The organism is Fibrivirga algicola, from assembly GCF_011742925.1.
Lineage (GTDB): Bacteria > Bacteroidota > Bacteroidia > Cytophagales > Spirosomataceae > Fibrella > Fibrella algicola.
Genome location: NZ_WAEL01000007.1, coordinates 228,301 through 250,115 on the forward strand (window position 1 = coordinate 228,301; position 21,815 = coordinate 250,115).

The 21,815-nt window shown below is 55.2% G+C and carries 12 protein-coding genes; 9 read left to right on the forward strand and 3 right to left on the reverse strand.

Features of this window, described 5'->3' with window-relative positions; all coding sequences use genetic code 11:
- Window positions 1-39 precede the first annotated feature (39 nt).
- Genes F7231_RS19235 through F7231_RS19250 form a run of 4 tightly spaced genes read left to right on the forward strand, consistent with a single transcriptional unit; the run spans window position 40 to window position 5,659 of the window.
- A complete protein-coding gene (locus F7231_RS19235) occupies window positions 40-2,436 on the forward strand; it encodes a TonB-dependent receptor (RefSeq protein ID WP_166693162.1) in 2,397 nt (798 codons plus the stop codon).
- Window positions 2,437-2,458: 22 nt separating this feature from the next.
- Window positions 2,459-3,541 (forward strand): DUF4249 domain-containing protein, encoded by a 1,083-nt coding sequence (locus F7231_RS19240; RefSeq protein ID WP_166693164.1) that lies wholly within the window; start codon window positions 2,459-2,461, stop codon window positions 3,539-3,541.
- Window positions 3,542-3,578: 37 nt separating this feature from the next.
- On the forward strand, window positions 3,579-4,658 hold the full coding sequence (locus F7231_RS19245) for a DUF4249 domain-containing protein (protein WP_166693166.1): 1,080 nt from the start codon (window positions 3,579-3,581) through the stop codon (window positions 4,656-4,658).
- Between the two features lie 14 nt (window positions 4,659-4,672).
- Window positions 4,673-5,659, forward strand: a complete 987-nt coding sequence (locus F7231_RS19250; protein ID WP_166693168.1) for a glycosyltransferase family 9 protein — start codon at window positions 4,673-4,675, stop codon at window positions 5,657-5,659.
- Between the two features lie 29 nt (window positions 5,660-5,688).
- Here the strand turns inward: F7231_RS19250 and F7231_RS19255 are convergent, their stop codons facing one another.
- Window positions 5,689-6,732, reverse strand: a complete 1,044-nt coding sequence (locus tag F7231_RS19255; RefSeq protein WP_166693170.1) for a sialidase family protein — start codon at window positions 6,730-6,732, stop codon at window positions 5,689-5,691.
- Between the two features lie 90 nt (window positions 6,733-6,822).
- On the opposite strand from F7231_RS19255, the gene ggt reads away from it, so the two are divergent.
- Window positions 6,823-8,529, forward strand: a complete 1,707-nt coding sequence (ggt, locus tag F7231_RS19260) for a gamma-glutamyltransferase (RefSeq protein WP_374757381.1) — start codon at window positions 6,823-6,825, stop codon at window positions 8,527-8,529.
- Window positions 8,530-8,570: 41 nt separating this feature from the next.
- Here the strand turns inward: ggt and F7231_RS19265 are convergent, their stop codons facing one another.
- Together F7231_RS19265 and F7231_RS19270 are read right to left on the reverse strand one after the other, a co-directional pair.
- The gene (locus F7231_RS19265) at window positions 8,571-9,743 is read right to left on the reverse strand and encodes an alpha/beta hydrolase family protein (RefSeq protein WP_166693172.1); all 1,173 of its coding nucleotides are present in this window, start codon (window positions 9,741-9,743) and stop codon (window positions 8,571-8,573) included.
- Window positions 9,744-9,824: 81 nt separating this feature from the next.
- A complete protein-coding gene (locus F7231_RS19270; protein ID WP_166693174.1) occupies window positions 9,825-10,883 on the reverse strand; it encodes a LacI family DNA-binding transcriptional regulator in 1,059 nt (352 codons plus the stop codon).
- A gap of 436 nt (window positions 10,884-11,319) precedes the next feature.
- Between F7231_RS19270 and F7231_RS19275 the strand changes: the two genes are divergently transcribed.
- From F7231_RS19275 to F7231_RS19290, 4 genes are all read left to right on the forward strand, one after another.
- Entirely contained in the window at window positions 11,320-12,510 is a 1,191-nt protein-coding gene (locus tag F7231_RS19275; protein WP_166693176.1) for a glycoside hydrolase family 88 protein, read from the forward strand.
- A gap of 233 nt (window positions 12,511-12,743) precedes the next feature.
- Complete coding sequence (locus F7231_RS19280; RefSeq protein WP_166693178.1) at window positions 12,744-16,910, forward strand: hybrid sensor histidine kinase/response regulator transcription factor; 4,167 nt, start codon at window positions 12,744-12,746, stop codon at window positions 16,908-16,910.
- Window positions 16,911-17,432: 522 nt separating this feature from the next.
- Window positions 17,433-18,545 carry an endo-1,4-beta-xylanase gene (locus F7231_RS19285; protein ID WP_166693181.1) on the forward strand — a complete coding sequence of 371 codons (1,113 nt, stop codon included), beginning with the start codon at window positions 17,433-17,435 and terminating at the stop codon, window positions 18,543-18,545.
- A gap of 108 nt (window positions 18,546-18,653) precedes the next feature.
- Window positions 18,654-21,800 (forward strand): SusC/RagA family TonB-linked outer membrane protein, encoded by a 3,147-nt coding sequence (locus F7231_RS19290; protein WP_166693183.1) that lies wholly within the window; start codon window positions 18,654-18,656, stop codon window positions 21,798-21,800.
- Window positions 21,801-21,815 lie beyond the last annotated feature (15 nt).

Here is a 21,815-nt window from a genome sequence, read left to right on the forward strand (position 1 = left end):
TCGATTGCTTTTCGGGGCAGGATATTTTAACTGCCCCGCATGCTGCGCCACGCTACGCTACTTCTACTCACGTTACTCGCGGGCGCCCTGTCCGGATTTAGTCAAGCCCAGTCTACGTACAGCCTGTCTGGGTACGTTCGGCAGGCAGGTACAGATACACCTGTTTCAGGGGCTACGGTTTTCCTGCAAAGTACCCGGGCCGGAACGGTGACCGGAAAAGACGGCTTCTTTGTGCTATCTGTAAAGCCAGGTACGTACCCCGTTCGGGTTTCGCATGTTGGTTTCGTAGCACAAGTACTTAACGTGGTCGTCAGTAAGCAAACGCTGATCAATGTTGACCTGTCCAGTGATACGCAATACCTGGAAGAGGTAGTTGTGCAGACCGAAGCACCCGACAAAAACGTGCGCAAAGTAGAGCTGGGTGTGACGCAGTTGAGCATCAAAAACATTCGTCGAATTCCAGCCTTCATGGGTGAGGTCGACGTAGTGCGGAGCCTGCTTCTGCTGCCGGGAGTAACCTCAGTTGGTGAAGGTGCAACCGGCGTGAACGTGCGGGGCGGCAGCATCGACCAGAACCTGGTGCTGATGGATGATGCGCCCCTGTTCAACACCAGCCACCTGCTGGGCTTTTTCTCGGTGTTCAATCCCGATATCGTGCGTGATCTGACGCTGCACCGGGGCGGCACTGCTCCGAGCTACGGCGGCCGGGCGTCGTCGGTGCTTGACATTAAGATAAAGGAGCCTGAAACCGAACGCTGGTCGGCTTACGGGGGCATCGGTATTGTGTCGAGCCGGGCGGGCGTAGAGGGGCCTATTATCAAGAAAAAGCTGACGATGCTGGCCGCTACCCGCTTGTCGTTCAACGATTTCCTGTTCACCCTCGGGCCTGCCAGTCTGAGCGGCACACGGGCCAACTTCTACGACCTGACCACGAAAGTGAAGTGGCAGCCGTCGGAGAAGCACACCATAACCAGTACTGGCTACTACGGACGCGACATTTTCAAGCTACCGTCCGATTCGCTGTCGGGTGTCGAGATCAATGCCTCGTCCACACAGTTCGATTATCGCACGATGGCCGGTACGGTACGCTGGAACTACCTGATCAATAGCCAGCTGAACCTGAATACAACGGCGGTCTGGAGCCAGTATACTACCGAAACATCGGCGCCCGACTCGGCCAATAAATTCAGTCTGGTGGCCGAAGTGCTGCATAAGCAGATCAAGAGTGACCTAACCATTGCCCTCAACGAAGAACACGCCATACAGGTGGGGCTGAGCGCCATCAATTACACCATTCAACCCAACAAACTCACGCCCGGTCCATTCTCCAACGCCCTGCCGTTTGCCCTGCCCACCGAACGGGCCTACGAACTGGCCGTCTACGCTCAGGACGAATGGAACGTATCGGAGAGTACTGCCCTGCTGGCTGGCCTTCGCTATTCGGCCCTGTTGAATGAGGGACCAGCGTTGACACGTACCTACGGGTCTGATCTGCCACGCCTGCCAGGTACGGCCATGACTACAACCCCCTATGCGGCCGGTACGATCTACCACTCGTCGGGCGGTATTGAGCCGCGCCTGGCGTTGCGGATAAATGTGGGCGAAGGACGCTCGCTGAAATTTGGCTACAACCGCATTCGGCAGTATATCCAGCTGGTATCAAACACCACGGCTGCCCTGCCCACCTCGCGCTGGGTGCTGAGCGACGCCAACATAAAGCCTCAGATCGCTGATCAGCTGTCGGCGGGGTATTTTGCCAACGGAAAACAGAACGAATACGAAGCGTCGGCCGAGGTATATTACAAAACGCTGACCAACGCCATCGACTACCGCGACGGAGCGAACCTGCAACGAAATCCGGCTCCCGAAACCGATGTGTTGCAGGGGAAAGGGCAGGCGTACGGGCTGGAGATGCTGGTGCGCAAAAACAAAGGCGCCTGGACCGGCTGGGTGAGCTATACCTATGCGCGCACACTGCTCACGATCAACAGCCCGTTTATTGATGAGCAGGTAAACAGCGGACAGGCGTATCCCGCCAATTTCGACAAGCCCCACACGCTGAATGCCACAGCCACCTACCGGCCCAGTCTGCGGTTTAGCGTATCGCTTAACTTTACCTATAGCACCGGCCGACCCATTACGCAGCCCTATGGCCGCGCTAAGCTGAACAACGTGGTCGTACCGATCTACATAAACCGCAATCAGGAGCGTATTCCCGATTACCACCGTCTCGATTTCTCGATGCTGTTCGAGCAGGACCCTGCCAAAAAAAGGAGGGTGCAACAGAGCTGGAATTTCTCGGTCTACAATGTGTACGCGCACAAAAACGCCTATTCCGTCTTTTACAAGTTTGACCCACGTCAGTCGACCGATGCCTTTAAGCTCTCAATTTTCGGCACCGTTTTCCCGTCCTTAACCTATAACGTTCGGTTTTAGACCAGCCGCTGCCGCTACCATCATGAACCGAATCGTTCTACGCCTCTTTACTCATCTTCTCATCTACGGACTAATTGCCTCGTGCGTAACGCCTTACCAGTCGGAGCCGAAGTCGCTGACCAATAGTGCGTTGATCGTGGATGGCTACATTACCGACCAGCCCGGCCCGCACCAGGTTACGCTCTCGTTCTCTACCGATTACACGGTGACATCGTTGAACTTCGTTGTGCCGGGGGCCAGCGTAGGTGTGACTGACGACTTGGGTAACCGGCAGGGCTTCATCGAGATTGGTCGGGGTGTCTATCGCACGCCGGCCTCGTTTCAAGGACAGCCGGGACGTACCTACAAGCTTACGATTGCGTTGCCCGACGGACGGCGCTATGAATCCAAGCCGGAAAAAATCAAGGCCGTTCCAGCCATCGACCGGATTTACGACGAATACACGGAAAAGCCAATTGCCGGTATTGCCACGCTGGACAAAGGCTTTAATATCTACCTCGACACAAAAGATCCCGCCACGACCGGCGATTATTACCGCTGGATCTGGACCCACTTCGAACCGCTGGTAATCTGCGACATACGCACTACAACCGTGGCCACTACGGCGGTTGAATACGGCTACAACTGCTGCGAGTCGTGTTGGGAGATTGCCCGCTGCGCTGGTATTAACTGTAACAATGCCACCTCCGACGAGCAGATCAACGGCAAGTCGATCAGTCGGCAGTTTCTGCTGCGTGCGCCGTACACATCAACGAGTGGCTATTACGTTGAAGTGGAGCAGCTTTCCTTATCGAGAGAGGCGTATGCGTATTATAAAAACATCGAAAACCTGACGTCGAGCAACGGGGGAATTTTTGATGTGGCTCCTGTTCCGCTGAGGGGTAATGTCGTGTGTGTGAGTAATCCGGCTGAACAGGTATATGGCTATTTCAGTGCGTCGGGTGCTCAGAAAGTGCCCTACGTTGTCGACAGAACGAAAGGAAAGGGCGCCCCTAATTTTGTATTCCTGCCGCCAGCGCCGCCCCAGCCACCGTTACCGCCCTGCGCGGCCTGCCGTGAAAGCGATTCCCGCACCCGTGTGAAGCCCCGCTGGTGGCCTTTCTAGTCATCGTTTGCCAGACCAGGCTGGTATCCCCTCAATCATGAACGCTCGGAAACGTAGTCGGTATTGCACCCTCCTCCTGCTATGTGGCTGGCTGATCGGCTGCATCACGCCCTATCAACCCGATACGAAAGCGCTTGAGGGGAAAATGCTGATCGTGGATGGCTATATTACCGACCAGCCGGGACCGCATCAGGTAAGCCTGTCGTACACCGCCAATTTCACGTTCAACGCCCTGAACATGGTGGCTACGGGGGCTACTGTAGCTGTGACCGACGACCTGGGCAACCGGCAAGGCTTCACCGAGATTGGTCGGGGCGTCTACCGCACGCCCGTCTCGTTTCAGGGACAGCCGGGACGTACCTACAAGCTCACGATTGCGTTGCCCGACGGACGGCGTTACGAGTCGAAGCCGGAAAAAATCAAACCTGCTCCGGCTATCGACCGGATCTATGATGAATACGACGAACGGCCTGTCGACGGGTTCTTCGCGGCCAACAAGGGATTCAGTGTGTACCTGGATACCAAAGACCCCGCCACGACCGGTGATTATTACCGCTGGGTCTGGACCCACTTCGAGCCATTGGTCTACTGCAACACCGTAAGACTGGCATTGGGTGATGGCTCGGCCGAATACGGTATTTACTGCTGCCAGGATTGTTGGGATATTGTTCGGTGTACCAACGCAGACTGCATCAACGTAACCTCCGATGAGCAGATCAACGGCAAGTCGATCAGTCGGCAGTTTTTGCTCCGCGCACCCTACACGGCCCAGAGCGGGTACTATGTAGAACTTGAGCAGTTGGCCATATCTCGAGAGGCGTACCTGTATTACAAAACCATCGAAGGATTGACGAAAAGCAACGGCGGTATTTTCGATCCGGCTCCAGCCCCATTAACCGGAAACATCGTGTCGGTATCGAACCCCGGCGAAAAAGTGATTGGTTTCTTCAGCGCGTCGGGGAGCCAGAAGGTGCCGTATACGGTTGACCGGTCGAAAGGGATAGGCACGCCGAACTTCATTCAGAAGCCCCCACCGGTGCCGGGCATTCCGCCTTGTATCAATTGCGAAGAAAGCGATTATAGAACCCGGATCAAGCCGCGGTGGTGGCCGTTTTAATGTAATTTTGCCCCATGGCTACCAAGTTTCTCATCCTTCGCTTTTCGTCGATCGGCGATATCGTGCTCACGACGCCTGTGGTTCGTTGTATCAAGCAGCAGGTGCCCGGTGCGGAGGTGCATTATGCCACCAAAAAGGGGTTCGCTACCTTATTGACTGATAACCCGTACATTGATAAGCTACATTACCTCGATGGCTCGCTGTCGGCGCTGGTGAAGGAACTTCGGGCCGAACAATTCGACTACATCATTGACCTGCATCAGAACCTGCGCACCCGTCTGATCAAGTTGCAACTTGGGGTCAAAGCCTACTCGTTCGACAAGCTAAACCTGAATAAGTGGCTGATGGTGCGCTTGAAAATAAACACGTTGCCGGATATTCACATCGTCGATCGGTACCTGGCTACCGTGCTGCCGCTGGGCGTCAGCAACGATGGAAAGGGGCTAGACTACTTCATCCCCTACAAAGATCAGGTTGAACTCAACTGGCTGCCGCCCACGCACCAGACCGGGTACGTTGCCTACGCGATCGGTGGGCAGCACGCTACCAAAAAATTGCCCGTCGACCGGATGATCGAGCTCTGCCGGAAGATCGACTATCCGGTGGTTCTGCTGGGTGGCAAAGAAGATCAGCCGGCGGGCGAGACAATCGAAACGGCACTGGGATCGGGACTTATCTACAATGCCTGTGGCCGCTACAACCTCAATCAGTCGGCTTCACTCGTGCAGGGCGCACGGCTCGTCTTTACGCACGATACGGGCCTGATGCACATTGCGGCGGCACTCAGGAAAAAGGTGTATTCGATCTGGGGGAACACCACGCCGGCCTTTGGCATGTATCCCTACAAAACGCCCTATGTGGTATTGGAAAAAAACGGGTTAGACTGCCGCCCCTGCTCTAAAATTGGTTACGCCAAATGCCCGCGAGGCCATTTCAAGTGCATGAATGAGATCTCCTTCGACTTTGAGATCACCGAGCTAAAGCGGCAGCGCGGCGTGTAAACGTCCGGTCTAGTCTGCTGCTCATTACCCTACGCTTTCTTGCCGGGGTCGAGGGCGATATGCCGGATACGTTTCCGTTTCCAGGTGTAGGCCACGTGTACCAGCCCGTCGGCGGTTTGAATAACGGCGGGGTAGGAGTATTCACCCGGCTCATTTTCCAGCACCGCCAGCGTTTGCCACCTAATCCCGTCGGCCGAAATAGCCACGTGTAGTGGTGTTCGTGGTCCGCCAAACTGACCGTTCGAAAAGGGCGTTGGGTTATAAACCAGCACCTGACGACCATCGGCCAGTGTCACGGCATCGGTCCCTGAATTTGGGTTTGGCAACGTTGTTTTTTGCAGGGCCGACCAGGTTTTGCCGCCATCCTGCGACCAGGTCTCCAGAATAAACCCGCTATTCTGGCTGCGGCAAAGGGCCTGTAGCTTTCCGTTTGGGTGAAACAGCACGCTGGGTTGAATAGCTCCATCAGTCACACCGTCATTGATGGCGGCTGTTTTCTGCCAGGTTTTACCCCAGTCGGAGGTCTGCTCAAAATGAACCCGCCAGTTATGATCTTCCGAACTGCTGGGGCAAAGTAGCACCCCCGATGGCAGCAGCACCGGCTTGTTTTTGATCGGCCCGGCAATGCCCTCCGGCAACCGCTCTGCCGCCGACCAGGTTTTACCCTGATCGGTTGAGCGTTTTAGCATACCCCACCAGGTGGATGGGCTAGGGCCTACTTTATAAAACAGGATCAGTTCACCGTTGGGCACCTGAAACAGCACCGGATTCCAGCAGGGTAGGTGCTTGCCGTCGGGTTGCAGGCCCGTGGCTACCTCGACGGGTGGTGTCCAATGGGTATCGGAGCGGCGGCTAAACCAGATACCCACGTCGGGGTGGCGCTCGTATTCACCGCCGAACCAAGCCGCTACCAGTCCCTGCGGTGTTTCGGCCAGGGTAGAGGCATGGCATTCCGGAAACGGAGCCTGTTCATAGATCCACTCGCGTTGCCGCGTTTGGGTAATGGGCTGGGCAAAACTGCTCATGACTGGGAGCGACGCGAACGTGATAAAGAGGTAGGGAAGCCATTTCATGGTGCCAATATAGGGTTTTGTAACGTACCCGGCAGGACAGTAGGATGTGCCGGGTAATGCGTTATTTTAGCTGGCCTAAAACACCCCCACATGATACGACCTGTACAACGCTTACTCACAGTTGGTTTACTTCTTGCCAGCGGTCTGCACACCTACGCGCAAGACCGGCTGACCGGTAAATCATTTGCCACCCGTACCGTGGTCATGGCCCAGCATGGCATGGTCTGCACCTCGCACCCACTGTCTACCCAGGCTGCCATTGATGTGCTGCGTAAGGGCGGCAACGCCATCGATGCTGCCATTGCCGCCAATGCGATGGAGGGCGTGGTTGAACCCGACATGAACGGCATTGGGGGTGACCTGTTTGCTATAGTCTGGGATGCCAAAACCAGGAAACTATACGGACTCAACGCGTCGGGGCGGTCGCCGTATAGCCTGACGCTGGCTGAATTGAAAAAACGCGGGTTGACCCATATACCGTCTGCCGGTCCTTTACCGGTATCGGTGCCGGGTTGCGTAGATGGCTGGTTTGAAATGCACAAGCGGTTTGGCAAAACGCCCATGCCTGCTATTCTATCGCACGCGATCCAGTACGCCCGTGAGGGGTATCCCGTTCACGACGAAGCCGCCTATTACTGGGAAAGCATGATTGCTCGGATGGGTAAATACCCGAACGTGATGGACGTGTATGCGCCCACCGGTGCTGCCCCGAAACGGGGTGAACTGTTTCGGAATCCGGCGCTCGCCAATACCCTTGACAAAATTGCGAAGGGCGGCCGCGATGCCTTCTACAAAGGAGATATTGCCCGCACCATCGACGGCTTCATGAAGAAAGCAGGCGGCTTTCTGAGCTACTGTGATCTGGCCGAGCACACCTCTGACTGGATTGACCCCGTTTCGACCAACTACCGGGGCTATAATGTCTGGGAGTTACCGCCAAATGGGCAGGGTGTTGCCGTGCTGCAAATGCTGAACATTCTGGAAGGATATGATTTTTCGAAAATTCCGTGGGGGAGCCCCGAACACATTCACCGGTTTGTGGAGGCGAAAAAACTGGTGTTCGAAGACCGGGCCAAGTACTATGCCGATCCCGCCTTTGCCAAGATTCCGGTGCAGACGCTGATCTCAAAAGCTTATGCCAGCCAGCGTCGGGCGCTGATTAACCTCGATCGGGCATCGGCAACTGTCGAAGCGGGTAACCCGGCGCTGAAAGATGGCGACACGATCTACCTGACGGTGGCTGATAGCGAAGGCAACATGGTATCACTGATTCAGAGTAACTACCGGGGGTTTGGTTCGGGCATGGTTCCGGACGGGCTTGGCTTCACGTTGCAGGATCGGGGCGAAATGTTCAGCCTGACCGAAGGACAAAACAATACCTACGCGCCGCACAAACGGCCGTTTCATACCATAATTCCGGCCTTCATCACCAAGGATGGGCAGCCTTTTATGAGCTTCGGCGTGATGGGCGGCAGCTTTCAGCCGCTTGGTCACGTGCAGATCGTCATGAACCTAGTTGACTTCGGCATGAACCCGCAGGAGGCTGGCGACGCCCCCCGGATTGACCATGCCGGGTCGTCGGAGCCGACCGGCGAGAAAGGAACGGGGGTTGGCACGATCACCCTCGAATCGGGCTATCCGTACGAGACAATCCGGGCGCTGATGATCAAAGGGCATACTGTGGGCTATGGCCTGGGTGGCTATGGCGGCTATCAGGGCATTATGTTCGACGCTAAAAACAAGATTTATCACGGCGCTACCGAGTCGCGAAAAGACGGTCACGCCGCCGGATTCTAGGGTGATCAGGTACGTACCCAGTTGCTACCTGTCGATAGGGCTTACTTCAGCAGCGCCGACACCGCTTCGTCGCCCATGGCGGCGTGAGCGGGGCGGGGGTGACCGGCGGTGAATACCTGCAACGCGGAGGCGTCGAGCACGGTGTTACGGCTTTCGTCGGGTATACCTTCTTTCAGCACGCGGCTCAGGTCGAGGCCCAGGTGGGTAGCCAGAAACTGGTAGGCCGCCACCCGCTTGCTCAGGCCGTAATCATGTCCTTCGTCGGGCAGATGCACATTGGCAACCCGATTTTCTGCGCCGTACAAGCGGTACACGTGTTGCAAAAACGGATACTCGACAACGGGCGTATTTTTGGTCCAGTCTTTCCCATCAGAGATCAGCAGGAGGGGCCGGGGGGCGATCAGTGCGGTGAGTTCGGCGTTAGACGTTTCGTGGGTGGGTCGTTTGTGAACGGGCATTCCGCTCTCGCAGGTGCAGCCGCCAAAAAAGTGAGCCGACACCATCACCACCGGCACGGCCACCGCCACGCGCCGATCAAGCGCCGCCAGCATAAAGGCCTGCGTGCCGCCCCCCGATTCGCCCGTCACCCCAATTCGGCTGGGGTCAACATCGGGCAGGTTCACCAGAAAATCGAGCGCCCGAATGCCGTTCAGGGCCTGTAGCTTCAGGGCTTTGGGCAGCTTGTGTTCCGATTGTTTACTGTCGCCGTAGCCAACCATGTCGTAGGCGAATACCACCGCGCCCATACGGGCCAGCGTGGCGCAACGCTGCTGGGCAGATTCCTGAAAGCGGGCATCGAGCAGTTTGGCGTGGCCATGCTGGCTGAGGATGGCCGGGCGTTTGCCGGATAGGCCAACGGGCCGATACAGGTTACCGGTAACGAAATAGCCCGGTACGCTCTCGAATGCTACGTTTTCAACGGTATAGCCATCCAACTGGCGCAGGCTGTGGCGTACTGGTTTCAGCGGGGCAAAGTCCGGCCTGGCGGGGAGTTCCATGCCGTCGGTAAGGCCGGAGCGAAGGAGTTTGGCCCGCTTCTCCCAGGCTGCGCGGGTCAGGTACGTCTGCGCTGTTTCGGCCAGGCGTCTGGCACCTTCTTCTTCCGAATAGTAGGCTCCTTGCCGCAGGTCGGGGCGGGCAGGATTGGGCTGGGAAAAACCGGCCAGCGAAGCAAACAGGCCGCTGACGAAAAGCGATAAACTGACTCGTACCATGCCCGCAAAAGCAGCCAACTGGCCCTGTTCTACCGATGGGTACCGACGTAAACGGATAGCTATCAGTAGAACAGGGCCCGGCTATGCGACTGTCGAGGCTGCCTGAGTCGTAGGCGCCTTCCGCATCGATGATTCGCGGACGATCAGTTCAGTAGGCATTACTTTGGTTTCAGGTACGTAGGGAGCCAAATCGGTGGCTTCCAGTTGTTTCAGCAGCAGCCGAACCGTTTCCATACCCATCGATTGAATGGGTTGGCTGACGCTCGTCAGTGATGGAGAGACAAACATGGATATTGGCTCATTATTAAAGCTGACAATCGCTATGTCTTCGGGAATCCGAACGCCTTTCTGTTTCAGCGCATACATGGCCGGGTACGCTATCCGGTCGCTTACCGTAAGTAGGCCATCGGGGGGCTGGGGCAGGTTCATCATGGTCAATGTCTGCATCAGCGTATCTTCCTGCGTGTAGTCGCAATGGAAAATATACTGTTCGCTCATGGGCAGTCCGTGTTTAGCTAAGGCCGCCCGATAACCATCAATCCGTTGGTTGCTAAGCAGCAACTGAGGCGGCCCCGCCAGAAAGGCAATCCGTTTACAGCCATTCTCAACCAGGTGTTCGGTGGCTTTAAAGGCCGCGTCGAAGTTGTCGACGATGACTTTGGAGGCCCTGATGCTGTCGGCATAGCGGTCGAAGAGCACAAGCGGGATGTTTTTGCGCACCAGCCGCTCTACGTGCTCACAGTTATTGGTATCGAGCGACAACGAAATGATGAATCCTTCCACCTGGCTTCGGAGCAGGTTTTCCATCTGGGTTTTCTCGCGCAGATACGATTCGTTCGACTGACAAACCAACACACTGTACCCTGCCTGCATGGCGGCTTCCTCAATGCTGTTGAGCATGGCCGAGAAAAAATAATAGCTCATGTTTGGCACAATCACCCCAATGGTCCGAGTCTGGCTTTTGAGCAGGTTTTTCGCCAATTGGTTGGGCTGGTAGTCCAGTTCCTCGGCCAGCCGCATCACGGCCATCCGAGTGTCGGCATGAATCTCCGGCATACCACGCAACGCCCGCGAAACGGTTGAGATAGAGATATTCAGGGCTCTGGCAATGTCTTTAATGGTTACCGGTGCACTTCTCATGGGTACATCTTAAAAGGGTTGATAGGCAAAGTTGAACTATTCCAAGCGAACGCCGGGGAAAGCGCTAGCGCGAAGCTGGTTGGACGCCGACGGGTGTGCAAGCTAACCTGAACGACAATAAGTCAATTTGTTCGGGAAATAACTTTAAATGCAAACGATTGCGGAAACGTTTGCGGTAAGAAAACAGGCATTTGGGTTGAATGCGAGTTGGTTTTCTTGTTTAGTTAATGGAAATTCATCAATATGTTTAATTCTGGTGGCGGTAGAATAAGGAGATGTAAGCCTCTACTACATTACATGAATTGGCTAACTGTTTAACTTTTCCGGGAATGCATCCCCGCTCACGGAACGGCTCAATAGGTCATTTTACTAATTCTGGCTGGGCGCTTTCCACTTGCTCAACTGTCGATTTTGTCTCACTTGCCTTTGTACACTAATGATTCGATCGCTCTCCCTATTTGCTCTGTTATTACTGGCCCGCCTGTCTTCGGCCCAGTCAACGATTAACGTAAAAGATGCCTTTGCACTGGCGGCCAAACAGTATGAAGGCATGCTGGCCTCGCACCCTGACACCACTAAGTTCCCCCAGTCGACCAACCCCGACGGGAGCCCCCGCGACATGAAGTCGAGCTGGTGGTGCAGCGGCTTTTTTGGGGGTTCGCTCTGGTATCTGTTCGAACAGACGGGCGATCCGAAGTGGAAGGAGGCGGCGCATAAATGGACCATGGCCGTTGCTAAAGAACAGAACAACACCGGCACCCACGACCTGGGCTTCATGCTTTACTGCCCATTCGGCAATGGCTATCGCCTCACCAAAAATCCGGTATACCGCGAGGTGATGCTGAAAGGCGCCAAGTCGCTGGCTACACGGTTCCGGCCCGATTACGGCGTTATCAAATCGTGGAACAGCTTCAAGGATCGGTCGGGACAGGTGTATGATTACCCGGTCATTGTCGATAACATGATGAACCTGGAATTCCTCTTCTGGGCCGCCAAAAACTCGGGTGATAAACAGTTGGCAACCGTTGCGGTGACGCACGCCGACCAGACTCTGAAAAACCATTTCCGGCCCGACGCCAGCAGTTACCATGTAGTATTGTATGGTGACGGCGGAAAAGTGCTGGCCCGACGTACCCATCAGGGCTACGCCGATGAGTCGGCCTGGGCGCGGGGACAGGCGTGGGCGCTGTATGGCTACACAACCATGTACCGTGAAACGAAAGACAAAAAGTATTTGACGCAGGCGCAGCGGATCGCTGACTTTATGCTGAATCACCCCAACCTGCCCGCCGACAAGATTCCGTACTGGGACTTTAACGCGCCAACCATTCCGAATGAAGAGCGTGATGCTTCAGCGGGAGCCATTACGGCGTCGGCTTTGCTCGAACTGAGTACGTACGGTGGTCCCCAAACAAAGACCTACTACCAGTCGGCGGTGAAGATGCTCGAAAGTCTGTCGAGCCCAACATACCTGGCCAAGCCGGGCGAAAACAACCATTTTATTCTCAAGCACAGCGTAGGGCACAAGCCCGGCAAGAGCGAAATTGATGTGCCGCTGGTGTATGCCGATTATTACTTTCTTGAGGCTTTACTGCGGTACGATGCCCTGCGCAAAAAGCAAGGGTAGCAGCGTTGAGTATATAGGTTAAACGACTGACAGGAAGGTGCTTCATTAACATGCTCTCCTCAGAAATGGCGTCTGGTAAAGCTGACTTGTTCTGGCTTTGCCGGACGCCATCGCTGGTAAGATGGCAGTAAGGCGCAGTGGTCATCCCAGCGGTGAGTAACCAACAGTCAGGCTGTTTAGCGTCAAGTGATGGTAGGAGAGAGGCTAGTGAACGCGATTTTCAGGCAGGCAAAATGAGTACGATCAAACTGGCATCTGGTCTATGGCTGGTGGTGCTGTACGTCAGGCTGTTGCAGCCTGCCTTTGGGCAGGCTGACACGCAGCATTTTAGTCATCTGAGTATTGAAGAGGGCCTATCGCAGAGCAGCGTGTATACCATCACGCAGGACACCAAAGGGTATATGTGGTTCGGCACGCGCAACGGGCTGAACCGGTACGATTCCCGCCATATCGTAGTCTATCAAACACGTAACGGCGCGGCCAACAGTCTGGCCTCGAACATCATAAATAGCCTGCTGCTCGACCGACGGGGCCAGTTATGGGTTGGTTCTTCGAAAGGAATAGCGCTCTACCGACCCCGGCAAGACGATTTTCTGCCCGTAGTGCCTCGCATTGCTGCCACGGGCCAGTTAGCCGATTCAACCATCAACACCTTACTGGAAGACAGCCGGCAGCGGGTGTGGTTTGGCACGCCCCGTGGCCTGTTTCGCCTTCAGAATGGGCCGGCGGCCCGTTGTGAGCGGGTGGCCGATCTGACCCGGAAACACCAGGATCTAAGCCATCAGAACATTCGGACACTCTATGAAGCCCGCGATAAAACGGTTTGGGTAGGTACGTCGGCCGGACTGGCTAAACTAGTGCTGACCCGCACGGGCCAGTTTGAGCTGACCAATTATTTTCTCCAGCCCGCCGACTCCATCTACCACAACACATCGAATGGTGTGAATGCCATTGCTGAGGATAAAAACGGTCGATTATGGGTTGGCACGGAGCGGAACGGAATTGCCCTCTTCGATCAACAGCAGGGGAGAGTTGTTTCCTGGAATCCGGTGCCTGGGCTCGATCTGAGCACGCAGACCGTCAGAACGATAGTGCCCGATGGGCAAGGAAGCTTTTGGGTGGGTACCATGACGGGCCTGCACATTGTGGCGCAGGACGGAAGCCAGTTTAAGACCCTGCAGAATCACCCGACCGATCCTAGTTCGCTAAGCGACAATTCAGTTCGATCGCTCTTCCGCGATCGAGACGGATCGTTCTGGGTAGGTACGTACTTTGGCGGCGTGGGCATGTACAGCCCGCTTGCCCGGCAGTTTGGTTCCTACCGGCCCGTCGACAGGCAGGGAGGTATGCCTTTCAAGATTTCGGGACCGATGCTACCCGCCAGCACACCGAACCAGCGTTGGTTGGGTACGGAAGATAAAGGCCTCTTTCTGCTCAATGCGAACCGAACCATTGCCCGGCACTATAGTCACGACCCCAAAGACAGCCGGTCGCTGACCAACGATAAAATCAAGTGCTTGCTGGACGATGGCCCCAATGGCCTGTGGGTAGGTACGTTGAAGGGATTGAATTACCTGGACCTGCGCCGCCAGACGGTAACCCGCTACCTGCACGAGCCCAACAATCCCCGTTCACTTCCCGATGACCATATTTACGACCTGAAACGCGACGCCCAGGGAACAGTGTGGGTAGCTACCTATTTTGGCGGTCTGTGCCAGTTCGACCAGAAGACGAAGACGTTCATTCCGCTGGTAAACGACCCTGATCGGCAAACGTCGATCAGTAGCAACAACACAACCAACCTGTATATCGATAGCAGGCAGGCGCTCTGGGTAAGCACGATTCATGGACTTAACCGGAAAGTAACGGGGCAAAACGCGTTTGTTCGGTACCTCCATCGCAACGGCGACAGCACGTCGATCAGTAGCAACCATGTGATCTGTGTGCTCGAAGACAGACAGCATCGATTCTGGGTAGGTACGCGCGACGGGGGGCTGAATCTGCTACTACCTGACCAGCGGTCATTCCGGCATTTCACTACGGCCGACGGATTGCCAAGCAATACCATTTTCGGTATTCAGGAGGACAACCGGGGGCGTCTGTGGCTCAGTACCGACAAAGGTATGGTGCAGTTTGACCCCAGCAACTCGGGTGTAATTGCCTATGACCGGCACGATGGGCTGATCTGTAAAGAGTTTACGCCCAATTCTACCTTTCAGGACGATCAGGGAAACTTATATTTTGGGGGATACAATGGCATTGTCATGTTTCACCCGGACAGCATCCGGCGTAATACCAGAGCGCCGCGTTTGGCGTTTACGCAGTTGCGGCTGTTTAACCAGCCGGGAACAGTGCTGAGTGACGACCTCGACGTTGAGTCGGCCGAGGGGTTGACCTTTACGCATCAGCAAAATGTGTTCTCACTGGGCTTTGCCGCATTCAACTACATCAATTCCCCCAAAAACCGCTATGCCTATCAGTTAGTGGGGTTCGATGCCGGCTGGAACTACGTCAGCGAACCGCTGGCCACCTACATGAATTTACCTCCGGGCGATTATGTGCTGCGTGTAAAGGGAACCAACAACGATGATGTTTGGAACCAGAAACCGCTTGAGCTAAAGATCACGGTGCTGCCGCCACCCTGGAAAACGCCTTGGGCGTATGGCGTATATGTCCTCGCTTTCTTGGGTTTGCTCCGGCTCTGGTCGGGCATCAACCAGAGCCGCCTTCAACTGGCCCACGATCTGCAGGTAGAGCAGGACGAAAAGTCGCGCCAGCAGGAATTGCATCAGATCAAGCTTAATTTCTTTACGGAGATCGCTCATGAAATCCGTACGCCACTAACGCTGGTGATGGCGCCAATTGAAGTGCTCGCCGTTCAGTATGCTGGTGACGGCACCGTGCAGAAACAGCTTGCTATCATGCGGAACAGCACCGATCGGCTGCTTCGCCTGTTGAACCAACTGCTGGATTTCAGGAAGCACGAAACAGGCAACATCAAGCTACAACGGCAAACAGTTGATCTGGTCTCGTTTCTGCAAACCATTACCGACTCCTTCGCTGAACACGCCCGTTCACAGCGCATCGCCCTGATCACTGAATCCGAAGTACGTGCGCTCCCGGCCTGGATCGACAGTGAAGAACTGGAAAAGGTCGTGTCGAATCTGTTACTGAACGCGTTCAAATTCACTCCGGCCGATGGCACCGTAACGGTACGTCTCCAACAGGATTTTAGTACAGCTACGGGGGCAGATACGGCCGTGATTCTAATCGAGGACACCGGACGAGGTATCGCTGCCGACGATCTGGCGCACATTTTCAATCAGTTTTATCAGGTCAACCAGCCGAAAACGCGCGACTCCGGATTTGGCCTCGGGCTGGCCCTGAGTAAGCACATCGTGGAGCAACACGGCGGGCAGATCACGGTAGAGAGCCGGAAAGCCGCCGCCCGGGAGCCTGGCTTTACCCGGTTCACGCTGTCGCTGCCTGTCGCCAGTTTTGACGTACTGCCCATACCGGCGCCAATGGTGTCCGACAGAACCGCTGAGCCAATAGACCTGCTTTCTAAGCCTGTTCCGGTAGCCAGCCAGGATGGTACCGGTAGCGAAATTACCAGCTCGCCCAGACCGATTGTGTTATTGGTTGAAGATCAGGATGATATTCGTACGTATATCCGTTATCTGTTCGCCGATAAATATCAGGTGATTGAAGCCGAAGACGGGGCTGCTGGTTGGGAAAAAGCCGCTCAGCTGTTGCCCGACATTGTCATTGCCGACGTAGCCATGCCCATCATGGATGGTTTTGCCCTGACCCACCGCCTAAAATCGGACCCGAGAACGAGCCACATACCGGTCATTATATTAACGGCCAAGGATACAGTCGACAATCAGCTCACCGGGCTGGAAACGGGCGCTGACGACTACCTGACCAAGCCGTTTCACCCGATTTTGCTTCAGGCCCGTGTAACTAACCTGCTGAGCCTGCGCGATCAGTTGAAGACCAAGTACAATCGACAGGTAACGCTACAACCACAGGCGCAGGAACTGGACCACCCGGACGCTAAATTCCTGAATCAGCTGATGATCGCGCTGGATAAGCACCTGCACGAGCCGGAGTTCAACGTGACCAGCCTGGTCAGTGAAATCGGCATGAGTCGGCCTGTGTTGTTTCGCAAAGTGAAAATGCTGACGGGCCTCTCGGTAATCGATCTGCTACGCACCACCCGTCTCAAGAAGGCTGAACTGCTGCTGAAACAGCGTAAAGTAAGCGTATCGGAAGTGGCCTTTGCCGTGGGCTTCAGCGATCCAAAATACTTCAGCCGGGCTTTTCGAAGCCAGTTTGGTATGTCGCCAACTGACTACTGCGCACAGCCCGCCGAGCCTGTGCTGACGAATCCCTGATCAACCAGCTTGGATAAGGCTGATACTGGTCGGAATGAGTACAGGCTCAAAGCATAATGGAGAGCATGTACACCAGCAAACTGACGATCAGCATCAGCGATCCGATCTCGGCGAGGGTTAGCGAATCTTTGTCTTTTCTCACAATTGTGTCCTTCTGACATTTATACTGCAAGTTTAGTACCGGCCAGCTTCAGGCTGGGTACGTGAACGGTTCATGCAGGTGGACAAACTGTTCAGCAGGGAGACGGAGCGTTCAAAAGGGTGGATTCATCGCTCCAATTGATACTATTCCATTATTTTATTGTCGTATAGTCATTAATATTGTCTTGGTAGCAAGGCGAAAAACCTGTTCAGATTGACTGGTAACTGCCAATTGCGCCGCGCTCAAAAGTGCCTGCCTCTACAGTATTAGTAACGCGCCTGGTGGGTTTCGGCCTCGGATCAGTGGCACCGGAGTAGGCATGACGTATCAACTCAACAGTGACTGGTTGCGCCTGAGCAATCAGCCAGACTACGCCGACAATGAAAAACTCACCCCCATCTATGGTAACGCTGCAACTGGATGGCAAGAAGGGCCGGCTGGTTCTGCTCGTTGCCATTGCCGGACTGGCACTGATGGCCTGTCGGTCGAGTCAGTCTGGTAGTGTGGCTGATCCGCAGCCAAACGCGGCCACTGTGCTGCGCAACGCATTGCCGTTTCCGATCGGGGCCGCTATGAACCCCAACCTGTTAGCCACTAATGCAGCGTATCGGCAGGTCGCAGAGCGGGAGTTCAGTAGTGTCACGGCAGAGAACTACCTTAAAATGGGGAGTGTACACCCGGCACCTGACCGCTACGACTGGACGGGGAGCGATAAACTGGTGCTGTTTGCTGAGCAGAACAAGCAGCGAATGCACGGTCATACGGCGATTTGGCATCAGTCGCTACCGGCCTGGGTAACCAGCTTTCAGGGCGATTCGCTGGCCTGGGAAGCACTGTTTAAAAACCACATTCAGACAGTGGTCGGCCAGTACAAAGGGCGGATTAGGTCGTGGGACATTGTCAATGAAGCGTTCCTCGATGATGGCACGCTCCGTCCATCGATCTGGCTGATCAAACTGGGCCCCGATTATATAGCCCGGGCATTTACGTACGCTCGCGAAGCTGATTCGGCCGTGAAGCTTTTCTACAACGAATATGGCCACGAGTACAGCGCAAAGAGGTTGGCCGCAACCGTAGCCCTGGCGGCTGATTTTAAAAAGCGCGGAATCCCGCTCGACGGGCTGGGGCTCCAGATGCACACCAACATTGGCCAGACAGACGCATCGATTCAGAATGCGCTGAAGGAAGTAGCCGCCACCGGCCTGCTCATTCACATCTCGGAACTGGATGTGCGGGTGAATCAGGCTAAGGTGGCCAACTACGTGCTGACCGACGCCGACGCGCTCAGGCAACGCCAGAAATACGCGGCCATCGTTCGGGCCTACCGGACACTCGTGCCCACCGCACAGCAGCACGGCATTACCACCTGGAACGTCGGTGATGCCGATAGCTGGATACCCAATTACTGTACCTGTTCCGATTACCCATTGCCCTTCGATAAGCAGTATGCTAAAAAGACGGCATACGATGGGCTTATCGATGGATTACAATAAGTCAACGTCAACCTGAATTCCTTTAACCAGTGCACTATGCGTAAACCGATTAAGTCAACTACCCAGCACCCAGTATACAAACGGCTAACCTGGAAACCATAACTCCTCATGCGAAAACCTTTATTAACACATCTTTTGCTACCGGCAACATACGGTTGTATGGCGCTGCTGCTGATTGCCGGTACAGCAAGCGGGCAAACCGGGTCGGCAGGCGCGGCAAAAGCCCCGACGTCGGTCAATACCTACCGGTTTACTGGCCGGGTTCTTGACGAAAAAGGGGCAGGACTCCCCGGGGCTACGGTGGTTTTGAAGACCGATTCCCGGACCGGCACCACGTCAGATGCCGATGGTAAATTTACCATCAACATGCCCACCGGCGGCGGAACGCTGGTGGTTTCTGCCATTGGGTATCTATCCAAAGAACTGGCTATCACGAGTGAAACGTCACTTGATGTAGCAATGGCACCCGACACCAAACTGCTGAACGAAGTCGTTGTGGTTGGGTATGGCACGCAGAAGAAAGAGAACCTGACGGGGGCCGTGGCTGCGATCACGATCGATGATAAAATTGCCAGCCGGTCACTAGCCAATGTATCGTCGGGCTTGTCGGGTCTGATTCCAGGTTTATCGGTTCAGCAGTCAACAGGGCAGGCCGGGCGCAGTGGTGCGTCGCTGGTGATCCGGGGGTTAGGCACTGTCAACAACGCCGGGCCACTGATTGTGGTCGACGGGATTCCCGACGTGGATATCAACCGGATCGACATGAACGATGTGGCCAGCATCTCCGTCCTGAAAGATGCCGCCTCGGCCTCGGTCTATGGATCGCGTGCTGCCAATGGCGTTGTGCTGATCACGACCAAGAACGGATCGCAAAACAAAAAGCCGGTAATCAGCTACTCAGGTACGTATGGCGTTTCTCAGCCGACTAATTTCTACAACTATTTCGACGACTACGCCCGTTCGCTGACCATGCACCTGCGTGCGTCTGGTGCAGGAGCTTCATCGACCACGTTCCGCTACGGCACCGTAGAAGACTGGCTCTCGAAGAGCATGGTCGACCCGATCAAATACCCAAGCACCAACTGGTGGGATGTGGTACTGCGCGATAAAGGGCGGATTCAGACCCATAATCTGTCGGCGGCCGGTGGTAACGACCGGGCCAACTTCTACCTCTCAGCGGGGGTGTATGATGAACTCGGCCTGCTGATCAACCACGATTACAAACGTTACAACACCCGGTTCAATCTGGACTACAAGCTAAGCGATAACATCAAGGTCGGTATCCGGATGGACGGTCAGTGGTCGAAGCAGACCTATGCTAACTCGGAAGGGCTGATCACCTACAACGGTACGGGCGGGTATGATATCCGCTATGCCGTAGCGGGTATTCTGCCCCAAAACCCAACTACGGGGCAGTATGGCGGTGCCATGGCCTACGGTGAAGATGCCCTGGCTTACAACATGCTGGCGGCTATGAATATCAACCACAACGAGCGCGACCGGCAGGAGGTAAATGCTAATCTCTATGGCGAATGGACGCCGATTACGGGCCTTACTGTCCGGGGCGACTACGGCTTACGGTATTACAACCAGTTTACAAAAAGCTATTCTGACCCAACAGACGTATTTAACTTCCAGACCAACCAGCTATCACGTACCGTTATTGCACCCAGTGCGGGTGTGAGCAACGCCGTTAACTCGGGTTACAAAACGCTGTTACAGGGCCGGGTTACGTATAACAAGACGTTGTTTGGCAATCACCAGCTGACATTGCTCGGTGCCTATACCGAAGAATACTGGTTCAACCGCAACCTGTCGGCCAGCCGTCTGGAGCGGATCAACCCACTGCTGAGTGAGATCGACGCCGCGCTGACAACTACGCAGACGGCCGGTGGTAACTCCGATGCAGAGGGGCTGCGTTCGGGTATCGGTCGGTTGAACTACGTGATCAACGACAAGTACCTGTTTGAAGTAAACGCCCGTTATGACGGATCGAGTAAGTTTTTGCCCGGTTTCCAGTATGGTTTCTTCCCGTCGGCATCGGTGGGCTGGCGTTTCTCCGAAGAGCCGTTCTTCAAGCCGCTCAGCTCGGTCGTATCGTCGGCCAAAATCCGGGCGTCGATCGGTAAGCTGGGTAACAACTCGGGCGTTGGCCGCTACGAGCAGCGCGACATCTTCAACCTGACGAACTACATCCTGAACGGTAAGATCGTGAAGGGTTTCAGCTCGGCTAAGATCATCAACGAAGACTTTTCGTGGGAAGAAACAAACGTAACCAACGTTGGGCTTGACCTGGCCTTCTTCGGCGGTCGGTTAACGTCGGATATTGACTTCTACAACAAACTGACGTCGGGCATGATTCGGCCGTCGTCGCTGTCGACGTTCCTGTCGGGCTACAATGCCCCTCGTGTCAACATCGGCCAGTTGCGTAACACGGGTCTTGAAGTAAATCTCACCTACCGGGCCAAAGTGCGGGATGCCAACGTAGGTGCCACGCTGAACATGGCCTTCAATAAGAACAAACTCCTGCAGTGGAACGAGTTTCTGGGCAAGGGCTTCACGTACCTGAACATGCCATACCACTTTGCCTACAGCCGGGTGGCAACGGGCATCGCTCAAACGTGGGAAGATATCGCCAACGCACCGTATCAGGGGCAATATTTTTCGCCGGGGGATGTGCTCTACAAAGACATCAACGGCGATGGGCAGGTCAACGACGAAGACCGGGTAGCGCAGCCACAATTCAACCGGGATCAGCCGCTGGGTACGTATGGACTTAACCTGTTCGGCAACTGGCGCGGGTTCGATATGAGTGTGCTTTGGCAGGGGGCTACCGGCCGGAAAGACTACTGGCTGGAACCCTTCAACCAGGTTAACATTCCGTCGGCGCGTAATGCCTTCCAGGACTTTTTATGGAACGACACCTGGAGCCTGGACAACCGCTCGGCTTCATTGCCACGGCTGCTGACCGGTTCGGGCGGCAACAACCAGGCTGAGTCTACTTTCTGGTTAGATGATTTCAGCTACCTGCGCCTTAAAAACATTCAGGTGGGCTACAATATTCCGCTCCGCTACCTGGGCAAGGTAGGTGCCAGTAAGCTACGGATTTACGGCACCGCCGAAAACCTGCTGACCTTCACCAAGTACCGGGGTGTCGATCCCGAGAAAAGCACCAGCGTTTCGGGCGTCGACAATCAGGATGACCCGTTTCCGCTGCTGAAGTCTTACTCGTTTGGTCTGAACCTCAGCTTCTAACTCCTTTCTTTTTTC